Source organism: Herbiconiux sp. VKM Ac-2851 (assembly GCF_013205105.1).
GTDB lineage: Bacteria > Actinomycetota > Actinomycetes > Actinomycetales > Microbacteriaceae > Herbiconiux > Herbiconiux flava.
In genome coordinates, this window is record NZ_JABMLJ010000001.1 from 477,958 (window position 1) to 492,112 (window position 14,155).

Genomic DNA, 14,155 nt, shown 5'->3' on the forward strand with positions numbered 1-14,155 from the left:
GGAGAATCAGTGCCCTCGAACGACTCCTTCGTGCACCTGCACGTCCACAGCGAATACTCGATGCTGGATGGCGCGGCCCGCGTGAAACCCCTGATCGAGGCCGCGAAAGAGCAGGGCATGCCCGCGGTCGCGGTGACCGACCACGGCAATGTCTTCGGAGCCTACGACTTCTGGAGGACGGCCACCGAGGCCGGCATCAAGCCCATCATCGGCACCGAGGCGTACCTCACCCCCGGCACCCACCGCACCGACAAGACGCGCATCCGCTGGGGCAACGGCGGGGGCGACGACGTCTCGGGTGCCGGCGCCTACACGCACATGACCCTGCTCAGCGAGTCGACCGAGGGCATGCACAACCTCTTCCGGCTCTCCTCCAAGGCGTCGATCGAGGGCTACTACTTCAAGCCACGCATGGACCGCGAGCTCCTCAGCCAGTACGGCAAGGGCCTCATCGCCACGACCGGCTGCCCGTCGGGCGAGATCCAGACGCGGCTGCGTCTCGGCCAGTACGACGAGGCCGTCAAGGCGGCGTCGGACTTCCGCGACATCTTCGGCAAGGAGAACTTCTTCGCCGAGATCATGGACCACGGCCTCGAGATCGAGCGGCGCATCATGCCCGACCTGATCCGGCTCGCGAAGCAGCTCGACCTGAAACTCGTCGCCACCAACGACCTGCACTACACGCACGCCCACGACGCCACGAGCCACGCCGCCCTGCTCTGCGTGCAGTCGGGCTCGACCCTGTCCGATCCGAACCGCTTCAAGTTCGACGCCGACGAGTTCTACCTCAAGTCCGCGGCCGAGATGCGGCAGCTCTTCCGCGACTACCCCGACGCCTGCGACAACACGCTGCTCATCGCGGAGCGCTGCGAGGTCGCCTTCGACACCAACGCCAACTACATGCCCCGCTACCCGGTGCCCGAGGGCGAGACCGAGGCCACCTGGTTCGAGAAGGAGGTCGAGGCGGGGCTGAAGGAGCGCTACCCCGACGGCGTCACCCAGGAGGTGCGCGAGCGCGCCGACTACGAGGTCGGCGTCATCAAGGGCATGGGCTTCCCTGGCTACTTCCTCGTCGTGGCCGACTTCATCAACTGGTCCAAGCGCAACGGCATCCGGGTCGGCCCCGGCCGTGGCTCCGGCGCCGGCTCGATGGCGGCCTACGCCATGAAGATCACCGACCTCGACCCGCTGGTGCACGGTCTCATCTTCGAGCGGTTCCTCAACCCCGACCGCGTCTCGATGCCCGACTTCGACGTCGACTTCGACGACCGGCGCCGCGGCGAGGTGATCAAGTACGTCACCGAGAAGTACGGCGACGAGCGCGTGGCGCAGATCGTCACGTATGGCACGATCAAGGCCAAGCAGGCCCTGAAGGACTCCGGGCGCGTGCTCGGCTTCCCGTTCAGCATGGGCGAGAAGCTCACCAAGGCGATGCCGCCGCCCATCATGGGCAAGGACATCCCGCTCTCCGGCATCTTCGACAAGGCGCACCCGCGCTACAAAGAGGCCGTCGACATCCGGAACGTCATCGAGATGGATCCGGAGGCCCGCACGGTCTTCGACACGGCGCTCGGCATCGAGAACCTCAAGCGCCAGTGGGGCGTGCACGCGGCCGGCGTCATCATGTCGAGCGACCCGCTGATCGACATCATCCCGATCATGAAGCGGGAGCAGGACGGCCAGATCGTCACCCAGTTCGACTACCCGGCCGCCGAGGCCCTCGGGCTGATCAAGATGGACTTCCTGGGGCTCAGAAACCTCACGATCATCGACGACGCGCTCGACAACATCCGCGCGAACCGCGGCAAAGACCTGGTGCTCGAAGACCTGACGCTGGACGACAAGCCCTCCTACGAACTGCTCGCCCGCGGCGACACGCTCGGCGTCTTCCAGCTCGACGGCGGGCCCATGCGCGGCCTCCTCCGGCTGATGAAGCCCGACAACTTCGAGGACATCTCGGCGGTGCTCGCGCTCTACCGACCGGGCCCCATGGGCGCCGACTCGCACACCAACTACGCGCTCCGCAAGAACGGCATCCAGCCGATCACGCCCATCCACCCCGAGCTCGAGGAGCCCCTGCGTGAGGTGCTCGGCGGCACCTACGGCCTGATCGTCTACCAGGAGCAGGTGATGTCGATCGCGCAGAAGCTCGCGGGCTTCACGCTCGCCCAGGCCGACCTGCTGCGCCGCGCGATGGGCAAGAAGAAGAAGAGCGAGCTCGACAAGCAGTACGCGGGCTTCTCGAAGGGGATGCACGACAACGGCTACTCCGAGGCCGCCGTCAAGACGCTGTGGGACATCCTGCTGCCCTTCTCCGACTACGCCTTCAACAAGGCGCACTCCGCGGCCTACGGGGTCATCTCCTACTGGACCGCCTACCTCAAGACGCACTACCCGGCCGAGTACATGGCCGCCCTCCTCACGAGCGTCGGCGACTCCAAGGACAAGATGGCGATGTACCTCTCCGAGTGCCGCCGCATGGGCATCAAGGTGCTGCCGCCCGACGTCAACGAGTCGATCGGCTTCTTCACCGCCGTCGGCACCGACATCCGCTTCGGCATGGGTGCGGTGCGGAACGTCGGGATGAACGTCGTCGAGCTGATCAAGCAGGCGCGGGAGGAGAAGGGTGCCTTCACCTCCTTCGGCGACTTCCTGAAGAAGATCCCGCTCGGCGCCACGAACAAGCGCACCATCGAGTCGCTGATCAAGGCGGGCGCGTTCGACTCGCTCGGCAACACCCGCCGCTCGCTGATCGAGGTGCACGAGGGCCTGATCGACAACGCGGTGTCGCAGAAGCGCAACGAGGCCAACGGCCAGGTGGGCTTCGACTTCGACTCCCTGTGGGATGCGCCGGAGGAGGTGCACGACATCCCGGCGCGCCCCGAGTGGGCGAAGCGGGACAAGCTCGCGTTCGAGCGGGACATGCTCGGCCTCTACGTCAGCGACCACCCGTTGGCCGGCCTCGAGGTGGAGCTGGCGAAGCACGCGTCCACGAGCATCCTGGACCTGCTCGAGTCGGACCACGTGAACGACGGCGACCAGGTCACCGTGGCCGGGCTGATCACGAGCGTGCAGCACCGCGTGGCCAAGCAGTCGGGCAACCAGTACGGCATGATCACCGTCGAAGACTTCGGCGGCGAGATCACGGCGATGTTCATGGGCAAGACCTACCAGGAGTTCGGTCCGGCGCTCACGAACGACGCCATCGTGGTGGTGCGCGGGCGCGTGTCGATGCGCGACGACGGCATGAACCTGCACGCGTACAGCCTGTTCCAGCCGGCGCTCTCGCAGGTCGGCGGCTCGGGGCCGCTGCACATCTCGCTGGCCGAGACGCGCGCGACGACCGACACGGTGCAGGCGCTGAACGACGTGCTCATCCGGCACGCGGGCGACACCGAGGTGCGCCTCCGGCTGATGAAGAGCGACAACGTGCGGGTGTTCGAGGTGCCCTACCAGGTGCGCGTCACGGCCGACCTGTACGGCGAGCTGAAGTCACTGCTCGGGCCCAACTGCCTGGTCTGAGCGCCCGGCGCAATGGGGAGTAGTCCCCACGCTCGCAGGCTGCACTCCCGGCCGGGGCGTGCGAGGATTCGGGTGGGTTCGAAGGGCCCGATGCACCGGGGGAGGGGACGGCCGAGATGACGGGTGGGTTCTGGGGGGCCGACGCCGACCAGCTCCGCGCACTGGCGAAGGACTTCGACCAGAAGGCGACGCAGCTGTCGGGCATGGCGAGCACGCTCACCGCGTCGATCAACGGCACCAGCGCCTGGTCGGGTCCGGATGCGGCGCTGTTCAAGCAGGACTGGAACAGCACCTACCGGGTCTCGCTCTCGAGTGCAAACCAGGCGCTCGTCGCGGCGGCATCCGCTCTGGTGAAGAACGCGGACCAGCAGGAGCAGGCCAGCGCGATGGACGGCGAGGGCGGGCCCGGGGGATCGGGGCCTGGTGGCACTGGGCCTGGGGGGAGCGGGTCGGGGCCTGGCGGTAGCGGCTCGGAGCCGGGCGGCTCGGATTCGGGCCCCGGGTCGGACTCGGGCCCCGGCTCGGGCTCGGGCGATGACGACTCGCTGCTCGACGACCTTCTGAACAGCCCCGTGGTCGGGTCGCTGCAGGACTACCTCGACGCGTCCGGAGTCGTCGGCGGCATCAGCGATCTGCTGCAACTGCGGCTCGGCGGAGCCTTCTCCTCCCTCGACGCGGCGCTGGACTTCCGGGCCTTCGCCAACGGCTTCAACACGGCGAGCGACTTCTTCGGCGGCGAGAACTGGGGCTCGCTCACCCAGGGCCTCAGCAACGTGCTGGGCGACGGCGCCCTGGCCAGCCGGGTCGGGTCGGCGGCGGAGTTCCTCGGCACGGCCGGGAAGGTGCTCGGCCCCGCGGGTGTCGTGCTCGGCTACGCCGGCGCCTACAACAGCTACCAGAACGGCGACTACGTGCGCGCCGGCTACGACGGGGTGGCCACCACCATCGGTGCGGTCGCCCTGTTCACGCCCCCGCCGGCGAACCTCGTGCTCGGCGCCGTCTCGGGCGGAATGGCCCTCGGCGGCCTCCTCTACGACAACGTGCCGATCTTCCACGACGCGGTCGACAACACGGCCGAGGCCATCGGCGACGCCGGGGAGGCCATCGCCGAGGGCGCCCAGGACTTCGCCGAGGGCGTCGCCGACGTGGCCGAGGACCTGTGGCCGTGGTGAGCGCCGCGGCGACTGACCGCTTTCCCCCGTCCACCCGCCTCATGACCAGGGACCGCCTCACAATCAGGGAGCAGAGATGACCGACACCCGCACCCGGGACGCCGCCGAGCCGGCCGCCCAGCCCGTCGACGCCCCCAGCTACGGCGCCGGCGAGCTCGCCTACGCCCTGTCGCTGGCCGAGGGACCGGCGCGCGCGCAGGCCGAGAAGGTGCTGCAGGTGAAGCCCGGCTTCGTCACCGACCAGACCGCGGCGCTCGGCGCGTCGAGTCTGGTGGCCCGGGGCGAGCTGACCGTCGACGGCGACGTGCTCGAGCCGCGCGGCGGCATCCGCCTGCTGATCGTCGCGATTCAGACGGCCGTGCGCTGGACCGAGATCGCGATGATGAACGAGGGCGACGTCGAGGCGGCGGTCTACCTCCAGACCCCCGAGCTGTCGGTGCTGCTCTCGCCGGCTGCGATGAGCACGTGGACCATGGTGGTCCGGGCCCCGGCCTACACGGATGCCCATTTCCTCGCGCGACTCGTCACCGACAACGCGGCCCGGCATCCGCTCGGCACCGCGTACTTCGGCACCGAGGTGCTCGGTTCGCCGAAGCACCACCTCTTCGTCCGGCCGAGCGCGGAGCCCGACCCCTTCGGTCGCCGCTGGGATCTCGCCGACGCCGAGGCGCCGGGCGACGGCCGCACCGACGACGTCGGCGACGCCGCACTGCTCGACCGGCTGGCCGCGTTCACCGTGCTCCCGGCCGCATGAGCGCGCCGGGCCCCCGTCCCGACCGCCTCCCGCCGGAGCCGTTCGCGTGGATGAGCACCAACCCGTCGTCCGGACGCTTCCGCATGACGCTGAAGAAGCCGCTGAGCGAAGCGCTGCTGGGTGTGCTCCTGCTGGTTGTCGGCATCCTGTTCGGGGTGTCGGCGATCGGCAAGGAGTCCGCGGGCGCCGCCGTGGTCGGCGTCGGTCTGCTGATCCTGGCGGGCGGGGCCGGCGTGATGCTCCTCGTCATCGCCGGGGCGCGGGCGCGCTGGTTCCGGGCGTTCGAGCGGATGCACGGCCGCCCGCCATTCTGAGCCGACCACCACCCGCCCGCCGTTCTGAGCCGACCACTACCCGCCCGCCGCTAGGCTGGCAGGGCCATGATCCGAACGATTGACCTCCGCGGCCAGACCCCCACCCGATCCGAGTTCGTGCAGCTGGTTCCGCGCGCCGACACCGACGTCTCGGTGGCCCACGAGGCCGCCGCCGCCCTGGTCGAGGCGGTGCGGAGCGACGGTCTCGTCGCCCTCCGCGACCAGGCGCGACGCTTCGACGGCGTGGAGCCCGAGCACGTGCGGGTGCCGCAGCAGCACATCGACGAGGCGGTCGCCCGGCTCGACCCCGCCGTGCGGGCCGCCCTCGACGAGGCGATCGTGCGCGTCCGTCAGGCCACCGCGGCCCAGATCCCGGATGCACGCACCACCGAGCTGGCCGACGGCGCCGTGGTCCAGCAGCGCTGGCAGCCGGTCGATCGCGTCGGACTCTACGTGCCCGGCGGCAAGGCCGTCTACCCCTCCAGCGTCGTGATGAACACCGTGCCCGCCCAGCTCGCCGGCGTCGGATCGATCGCCATCGCCTCCCCGCCCCAGCGCGAGTTCGACGGCCGCGTGCACCCCACGATCCTCGCGGCGGCCGGCCTCCTCGGCGTCACCGAGGTCTACGCCATCGGGGGAGCGGGCGCGATCGGCGCCCTCGCCCACGGCGTCGACGAGATCGGACTCGACCCGGTGCAGGTCATCACCGGCCCGGGCAACGTCTACGTGGCCGCCGCCAAGCGCGTCGTGCGCGGCGTCGTCGGCATCGACTCCGAGGCCGGCCCCACCGAGATCCTGATCGTCGCCGACGGCACGGCCGACCCCGCCTTCGTCGCCGCCGACCTGGTCAGCCAGGCCGAGCACGACGAGCTCGCCGCCGCGGTGCTCGTCACCGACTCGCCCGCCCTGGCCGAGGCCGTGCTCGCGCAGCTCGACGCCGTGGCAGCGTCGACCAAGCACGCCGCCCGCGTCGCCGTCGCCCTCGATGGCCCGCAGTCGGCTGTGGTGCTGGTCGACTCGATCGAGCTCGCCGCCGCCTTCAGCAACGCCTACGGCCCCGAGCACCTCGAGGTGCAGGTCGTAGATCCGGATGCGGTGCTCACCCTCCTGACGAACGCCGGCGCCATCTTCGTGGGCGCCTACTCGCCGGTGAGCCTCGGCGACTACCTCGCCGGCTCGAACCACGTGCTGCCCACGGGCGGGCAGTCGCGCTTCTCGTCGGGGCTCGGGGCGTACACCTTCCTGCGGCCGCAGCAGGTCATCCGCTACTCGTCGTCGGCCCTGCGGGAGGTCGCCGACCGCATCGTCGCGCTGTCCGAGGCCGAGAACCTGCCGGCGCACGGCGAGGCCGTCACGGCGCGGTTCGCGCGGTAGCCCCAGCCGCTCAGGCACTCATCCGCTCCGGCACTGCTCTGGTCCGGCACTGCTCTGGTCCTGCACCGTGCCGCGGGGCGGCGGTGTTCTCCCCAGGCGTGTGCGGCGCGGCCGGGATACCCGTGCGAGCCGGTACCCTGGAGGGGCCATGTTCTGCCCTTACTGCCGCTACCCCGACTCCCGCGTCGTCGACTCGCGCACCACCGACGACGGCCTCGCCATCCGCCGCCGACGCCAGTGCCCCGACTGCGGTCGCCGCTTCAGCACCACCGAGACGGCCTCGCTCAACGTCATCAAGCGCTCCGGCGTGGTCGAGCCGTTCAGCCGCGAGAAGATCGTCAGCGGCGTGCGCAAGGCCTGCCAGGGCCGCCCGGTCACCGACAGCGACCTCGCGGTGCTCGCGCAGCGCGTCGAGGAGACGGTGCGCCTGAGCGGAGCAGCGCAAATCGAGGCGAACGACATCGGCCTCGCCATCCTGCAGCCGCTTCGCGAACTCGACGAGGTGGCCTACCTCCGCTTCGCCAGCGTCTACCAGGGCTTCGACTCACTCGATGACTTCGAGGCGGCCATCACGCTGCTCCGCGTCGAGCACGAGCAGGCCGCCGCGGCCGGAGGCGACACCGCTCGCACGGCCGAGTGAGCGCCTACGGCCTGCTCTTCCGGCACGTGCTGTCGAAGATGGATCCGGAGGCGGCGCACCACCTCGCCTTCTCGGTCATCGAGGGCATCCCGCGGATCGGCCTCGAGAAGCTGGTCGCGCGCTTCACCCGGCCGACGTCCGACATCTCGGTCACGGCTCTCGGCCTCCGATTCCCCACCCCCTTCGGCCTCGCGGCCGGGTTCGACAAGGACGCGAAGGGCATCCGGGGCTTCGGCGCCCTCGGCTTCGGCCACGTCGAGGTCGGCACCATCACCTCGCGGGCGCAGCCCGGCAACCCGAAGCCGCGGCTGTTCCGGCTGATCGCCGACCGTGCCGTGGTGAACCGCATGGGCTTCAACAACCACGGGGCGGCCTCGGCCGCGCTGCGGCTGGCGCGGGTGCGCTCGGCCGAGCATCCGCGACCCGTCATCGGGGTCAACATCGGCAAGAGCCGGGTCGTCGACGTCGACGACGCGGTCGACGACTACCTAGAGAGCACCCGGGCGCTGGCGCCGATGGCCGACTACCTGGTCGTGAACGTCAGCTCGCCGAACACGCCCGGCCTCCGCGGGCTGCAGGAGCTCGACCGGTTGCGGCCGCTGCTCGCGGCGGTCAAGGGCGAGGCGGGCTCGACACCGCTCCTCGTCAAGATCGCGCCCGACCTGACCGATGACGAGGTGGCGAAGATCGCGTCGCTCGCGGTCGAACTCGGGCTCGACGGCATCATCGCCACCAATACGACCATCTCCCGCGAGGGGCTCCGCACGCCGGCGTCGGTCGTGGAGGCCGCCGGGGCGGGCGGGCTGTCGGGGGCGCCGTTGGCGGCGCGGTCGCTCGAGGTGCTGCGGAGCATCCGCTCGGTCGTGCCCTCGACGATGTGCGTCATCTCGGTCGGGGGAGTGGAGACCGCGGCCGACGTGCGGGCGCGGCTCGACGCCGGGGCGACGCTCGTGCAGGGGTACACGGCGTTCCTCTACCGCGGGCCGCTCTGGGCGCGAGAGATCAACCGCGGTCTGTCGCGGGCCTAGTCCGCACCCACAGTCCGCCGTCGGCGGGCGGGTTCGCCTACTTGGGGAACTCGCCGCGCTTGACCTGCGGCTTCGGCAGGCGCAGGCGACGGAACTGCAGGGCACGCATCGTCGCGTACCAGCGGAGGCCGCGCTCGACGTTTTCGGCGCCGAACTTCACGCGGAGCTTCTTCATCAAGCGGAAGTTCACGAACACGCAGTCCGCGATCACGATCAGCACGAAGGCGTAGAGGCCGAGCATGACGCCGGCCTGCAGCTCGGGCGCGGGCACGAGCGTCAGCAGGATCACGACGAACATCGCCGGGATGATGAACTCGCCGAGGTTGAAGCGGGCGTCGATGTAGTCGCGCACGTAGCGGCGCTGGGGGCCCTTGTCGCGGAGAGGCAGGTACTTCTCGTCGCCGTTCGCCATGCCGACGCGAGCGCGCTCGCGCAGCTCCTGCTGGCGGCGGCGGGCGTCTTTCGTCGCCTCTTTGCGGTCGTTGGGAACCAGAGGGCGCTTGTTGGCTGCTTCGCGCTCCTTGCGGGTCGGCGTCGCGTGCCCCTTGCCCGTTCCGGTCTGCTCCTCCACAGGAGCCTCGATCACGGGTTCTGCTGCACTGCTTTTTCTGGCCACGGTGTCCTCGTTCGTCGGTCTCTTAAGATTACCTTCATGACAGACGCTCCAGACTCCTCGTTGCCTCAGAATGCTCCTGCTGGTCTCACCGACCGTGAGGCCGCTCTCGTCGAGGCCGTGCAGCTCGCGCTCCCCGCGAGCATCGCCGAACTGAGTGCGCTGGTGCGCATCCCCTCGGTGTCGTGGGCGGCGTTCGACCCGGCCCACGTGGCCGCCAGCGCCGAGGCCGTCGCGGGCCACGCTCGCGAGCTCGGCGTCTTCGAGTCGGTCGAGATCCTCCGTGCTCCCATGACCGGTGCCGACGGGCAGCCGGGCGAGCTCGGCCAGCCGGCGGTGCTCGCCACCCGCGCGGCCCGCAACGGGCGGCCCACCGTGCTGCTCTACGCGCACCACGACGTTCAGCCCCCCGGGCGCGACGAGGAGTGGGAGTCGCCGCCGTTCGAGCCGACCGTCCGCGGCGACCGGCTCTACGGCCGCGGCGCCGCCGACGACAAGGCGGGCGTGGAGTCGCACCTGTCCGCCATCCGCGCGCTCACCGAGGTCGCGGGCCCCGACTTCGACCTCGGCCTCGTGCTCTTCATCGAGGGGGAGGAGGAGTTCGGCTCCCGCTCCTTCGCGAACTTCCTCGAGGCGCACCGCGAGAAGCTCGCGGCCGACGTCATCGTGGTGGCCGACTCCGACAACTGGGATGTTCAGACGCCCTCCCTCACCGTCAGCCTCCGGGGCAACGTCACCTTCCGCCTCACCGTGTCGACGCTCGCGCACGCCTCGCACTCGGGCATGTTCGGGGGAGCGGCGCCGGATGCGATGGTCGCCGCCGTGCGCCTGCTCACCTCCTTCCACGACGACGCAGGCGCGGTCGCAGTCTCGGGGCTCGAGGGCCGCGAGATCGACGCGCCGCCCTACAGCGAAGACTCCCTGCGCGACGACGCCGGCCTCCTCGACGGCGTCACGCCGCTCGGCACCGGCTCGGTGCTCTCCCGCATGTGGGCGAAGCCGACCGTCACGGTCACGGGCATCGACGCACCCTCGGTGGCCAACGCCTCGAACACGCTCATCCCGAGCGTCTCGGTGCGCATCAGCGCCCGCATCGCCCCCGGGCAACCCGCGCAGCAGGCCTTCGAGGCGATCGAGCGGCACATCCGCGCCCACGTCCCGTTCGGGGCTCACGTCGCCATCGACGACGTCGACACCGGAGACCCCTTCCTCGTCGACACCTCGGGCTGGGCCGTCACCGCGGCGAAAGACGCGATGCGAGACGCCTGGGGCACGGAGCCCGTCGAGGCGGGCATCGGCGGGTCCATCCCGTTCATCTCCGACCTGGCGCGAGTCTTCCCCGAGGCGCAGATCCTGGTGACCGGGGTCGAAGACCCGAACACCAGGGCGCACAGCCCCAACGAGTCGCTGCACCTGGGGGTCTTCAAGCGGGCCATCCAGACCGAGGCGCTGCTGCTGCTGAGACTCGACGGGCGCGTCGGGAATTCCTGAGCAGGGTCCCGGGTTTCCGGAGTTAGACTTCCTCCATACTTCCGATCGACAAGGAGTGCACATGAGCGACACGATCCTGACGGCTGCCGTCGAGGCGCCGGCGCACAAGGTGGGTCTCACCGACACCGCCGCCACCAAGGTCAAGAACCTGCTCGAGCAGGAGGGCCGTGACGACCTGCGTCTGCGCGTCGCCGTCCAGCCCGGTGGCTGCTCGGGCCTGATCTACCAGCTGTACTTCGACGAGCGCATGCTCGACGGCGACGCGGCGGTCGACTTCGACGGCGTGGAGGTCATCGTCGACAAGATGAGCGTCCCCTACCTCGAGGGCGCCACCATCGACTTCGAAGACACGATTCAGAAGCAGGGCTTCACGATCGACAACCCGAACGCCTCGGGCAGCTGCGCGTGCGGAGACTCGTTCCACTAGTCGCCACGCCGTCAGCGCAGCTCCACGCGCATCCGAGAAGGGGCCGTTCCACACCGGGACGGCCCCTTTTTTCGTGCGCTACCACCCTCGGATGCGGGGTGGCTGTGGCTCCGACCGGTAAATCGACACAGTAGGCTAGGAGAAGGTCAAATACACTGATGGTGTAGCTTCCCGAAAGGTCTCTGGTGCGCTCTAACCGACGTCTCCGATGGGCCGCGATCCCTATCGCGGCGCTCATGTCCGTTGTCCTCGCCGGCTGCACGCAGGACCAGCTCCAAGGCTGGCTTCCCACCGAGCCCGGCACCACGAACAACGTCGACCGCGTCATCGGCCTCTGGGTCACGTCGTGGATCGTGCTGCTCATCGTGGGTGTGCTCACCTGGGGCCTCACCATCTGGGCGATCGTGGTCTACCGCCGCCGCAAGGGCCAGACCGGCCTGCCGGCGCAGCTGCGCTACAACATGCCGATCGAGATCTTCTACACGGTCGTGCCTCTCATCCTCGTGCTCGGCTTCTTCGCCTTCACCGCCCGCGACCAGAGCGCGATCGAGCAGGCCTACGAGAAGCCCGATTACACCATCCAGGTGTTCGGCAAGCAGTGGGCGTGGGACTTCAACTACACGAACGACGACGTCTACTACGCCGGTGTCCAGGGTCAGGACGACCCCGACGACGACAACGGCAACCTCGTCGAGTCCGAGATCCCGACCCTGTACCTGCCCGTGGGCAAGCAGATCGAGATCCAGCTCGAGTCGCGCGACGTCATCCACTCCTTCTGGGTCATCGACTTCCTCTACAAGAAGGACATGCTGCCCGGCAAGACGAACTACATGTACGTCACCCCCGAGAAGGAGGGCACGTACACCGGCAAGTGCGCCGAGCTGTGCGGCGAGTACCACTCGATGATGCTCTTCAACGTCAAGGTCGTCTCGCAGCAGGAGTACGACAGCTACATCGAGACCCTCCGTGCCGCCGGCAACGAGGGCCAGCTCGGTCACGAGTACGACCGCAACCAGAACCTCCCGGGCATCGGCGAGCCCGCGCACGAAGAAGAGTAGGAACGCGACATGACTGCAACCGTCGACGTTGCGCCCGCGAGCGGCGCAGCTCTCCCGGCGCCCACTCCGACCCCCTCCAAGTCGGTCGGACGCAAGGGCAACATCCTGGTCAAGTGGATCACCTCCACCGACCACAAGACCATCGGGTACATGTACCTGATCGCGTCGTTCCTGTTCTTCTGCCTGGGCGGAGTGATGGCGCTGGTCATCCGTGCCCAGCTGTTCGAGCCCGGTCTCGAGCTGCTGCAGACGAAGGACCAGTACAACCAGCTGTTCACCATGCACGGCACGATCATGCTGCTCATGTTCGCGACGCCGCTGTTCGCGGGCTTCGCCAACGTGATCATGCCGCTGCAGATCGGTGCGCCCGACGTGGCGTTCCCGCGTCTGAACGCCTTCGCCTTCTGGCTGTTCCTGTTCGGTTCGCTCATCGCGGTCTCCGGCTTCCTCACCCCCCAGGGCGCCGCCTCGTTCGGCTGGTTCGCCTACGCGCCACTGTCGTCGACGACGTTCACACCCGGTGACGGCGGAAACCTCTGGGTCTTCGGCCTCGGCCTCTCGGGCTTCGGCACGATCCTCGGTGGCGTGAACTTCATCACCACGATCATCACGATGCGCGCCCCCGGCATGACCATGTTCCGGATGCCCATCTTCACCTGGAACATCCTGGTGACGTCGATCCTCGTGCTGATGGCCTTCCCGGTGCTCGCCGCCGCGCTCTTCGCCCTCGGCGCCGACCGCGTCTTCGGAGCCCACATCTACGACGCGGCCAACGGCGGCGTGCTGCTCTGGCAGCACCTGTTCTGGTTCTTCGGCCACCCCGAGGTGTACATCATCGCGCTGCCGTTCTTCGGCATCGTCTCCGAGGTGTTCCCGGTGTTCAGTCGCAAGCCGATCTTCGGCTACAAGACCCTGATCTACGCGACGATCTCGATCGCCGCCCTGTCGGTCACGGTCTGGGCGCACCACATGTACGTCACCGGCTCGGTGCTGCTGCCGTTCTTCGCCCTGATGACCATGCTCATCGCGGTGCCGACGGGTGTGAAGATCTTCAACTGGGTCGGCACCATGTGGCGCGGCTCGGTGACCTTCGAGACCCCCATGGTGTGGGCGATCGGCTTCCTGATCACCTTCACCTTCGGTGGCCTCACCGGTGTCATCCTGGCGTCGCCGCCGCTCGACTTCCATGTCTCCGACACCTACTTCGTGGTGGCGCACTTCCACTACGTGGTGTTCGGCACCGTGGTGTTCGCGATGTTCTCGGGCTTCTACTTCTGGTGGCCCAAGTGGACCGGCAAGATGCTCAACGAGCGTCTCGGCCACTGGCACTTCTGGCTGCTGTTCATCGGCTTCCACACGACGTTCCTCATCCAGCACTGGCTGGGCGTCATGGGAATGCCGCGACGGTACGCCACCTACCAGCCCGAAGACGGTTTCGCCTGGATGAACCAGCTCTCCACCATCGGATCGTTCATCCTCGCGGCCTCGATGATCCCGTTCTTCCTGAACGTGTACGTCACGGCCCGCAAGGCGCCGAAGGTCACGGTGAACGACCCGTGGGGCTACGGCCGCTCGCTCGAGTGGGCGACCTCGTGCCCGCCGCCGCGGCACAACTTCACCTCGATCCCGCGCATCCGTTCGGAGTCGCCGGCGTTCGACCTGAACCACCCCGAGGCCGGCATCCCGGTCGGAGTGGGCCCGGCGAAGGACGCCCCCGATGCACCCACGTACGACATCGTGAACGACAAGGTGAAGTAGCCCC

At 69.0% G+C, this 14,155-nt stretch carries 12 protein-coding genes; 11 read left to right on the forward strand and 1 reads right to left on the reverse strand.

The window, feature by feature from the left end; translation table 11 throughout:
- The first annotated feature begins 60 nt into the window (after positions 1-60).
- From dnaE to HQQ85_RS02225, 7 genes are all read left to right on the forward strand, one after another.
- Positions 61-3,522: a DNA polymerase III subunit alpha gene (gene dnaE / locus HQQ85_RS02195; protein ID WP_216851463.1), complete on the forward strand. Its 3,462-nt coding sequence runs from the start codon at positions 61-63 to the stop codon at positions 3,520-3,522.
- A gap of 116 nt (positions 3,523-3,638) precedes the next feature.
- Positions 3,639-4,694: a hypothetical protein gene (locus HQQ85_RS02200; RefSeq protein ID WP_173180868.1), complete on the forward strand. Its 1,056-nt coding sequence runs from the start codon at positions 3,639-3,641 to the stop codon at positions 4,692-4,694.
- 76 nt (positions 4,695-4,770) lie between these two features.
- Positions 4,771-5,448 (forward strand): hypothetical protein, encoded by a 678-nt coding sequence (locus tag HQQ85_RS02205; protein WP_173180869.1) that lies wholly within the window; start codon positions 4,771-4,773, stop codon positions 5,446-5,448.
- 50 nt (positions 5,449-5,498) lie between these two features.
- Positions 5,499-5,762, forward strand: a complete 264-nt coding sequence (locus tag HQQ85_RS02210) for a hypothetical protein (RefSeq protein WP_173180870.1) — start codon at positions 5,499-5,501, stop codon at positions 5,760-5,762.
- 66 nt (positions 5,763-5,828) lie between these two features.
- The gene (gene hisD / locus HQQ85_RS02215) at positions 5,829-7,136 is read left to right on the forward strand and encodes a histidinol dehydrogenase (protein ID WP_173180871.1); all 1,308 of its coding nucleotides are present in this window, start codon (positions 5,829-5,831) and stop codon (positions 7,134-7,136) included.
- Between the two features lie 148 nt (positions 7,137-7,284).
- Positions 7,285-7,776, forward strand: coding sequence for a transcriptional regulator NrdR (gene nrdR, locus HQQ85_RS02220; protein ID WP_173180872.1), 492 nt, complete (start codon positions 7,285-7,287; stop codon positions 7,774-7,776).
- Positions 7,773-8,804 (forward strand): quinone-dependent dihydroorotate dehydrogenase, encoded by a 1,032-nt coding sequence (locus HQQ85_RS02225; protein ID WP_173180873.1) that lies wholly within the window; start codon positions 7,773-7,775, stop codon positions 8,802-8,804. The genes nrdR and HQQ85_RS02225 overlap by 4 nt, the downstream gene beginning before the upstream one ends.
- A gap of 37 nt (positions 8,805-8,841) precedes the next feature.
- On the opposite strand, the gene HQQ85_RS02230 is transcribed toward HQQ85_RS02225, so the two are convergent.
- The gene (locus HQQ85_RS02230; RefSeq protein ID WP_173180874.1) at positions 8,842-9,420 is read right to left on the reverse strand and encodes a DUF3043 domain-containing protein; all 579 of its coding nucleotides are present in this window, start codon (positions 9,418-9,420) and stop codon (positions 8,842-8,844) included.
- A gap of 36 nt (positions 9,421-9,456) precedes the next feature.
- Here HQQ85_RS02230 and HQQ85_RS02235 point away from each other — a divergent pair, with 36 nt between their 5' ends.
- The 4 genes from HQQ85_RS02235 (at position 9,457) to ctaD (ending at position 14,151) form a co-directional block, all read left to right on the forward strand.
- Positions 9,457-10,908, forward strand: a complete 1,452-nt coding sequence (locus HQQ85_RS02235) for a dipeptidase (RefSeq protein WP_173180875.1) — start codon at positions 9,457-9,459, stop codon at positions 10,906-10,908.
- A 61-nt stretch (positions 10,909-10,969) separates the two neighbouring features.
- Complete coding sequence (gene erpA, locus HQQ85_RS02240) at positions 10,970-11,335, forward strand: iron-sulfur cluster insertion protein ErpA (protein ID WP_173180876.1); 366 nt, start codon at positions 10,970-10,972, stop codon at positions 11,333-11,335.
- A gap of 185 nt (positions 11,336-11,520) precedes the next feature.
- Positions 11,521-12,393, forward strand: coding sequence for a cytochrome c oxidase subunit II (gene coxB / locus HQQ85_RS02245; RefSeq protein WP_271206570.1), 873 nt, complete (start codon positions 11,521-11,523; stop codon positions 12,391-12,393).
- A 9-nt stretch (positions 12,394-12,402) separates the two neighbouring features.
- Positions 12,403-14,151: a cytochrome c oxidase subunit I gene (ctaD, locus tag HQQ85_RS02250; RefSeq protein ID WP_254069084.1), complete on the forward strand. Its 1,749-nt coding sequence runs from the start codon at positions 12,403-12,405 to the stop codon at positions 14,149-14,151.
- Positions 14,152-14,155: the final 4 nt, after the last annotated feature.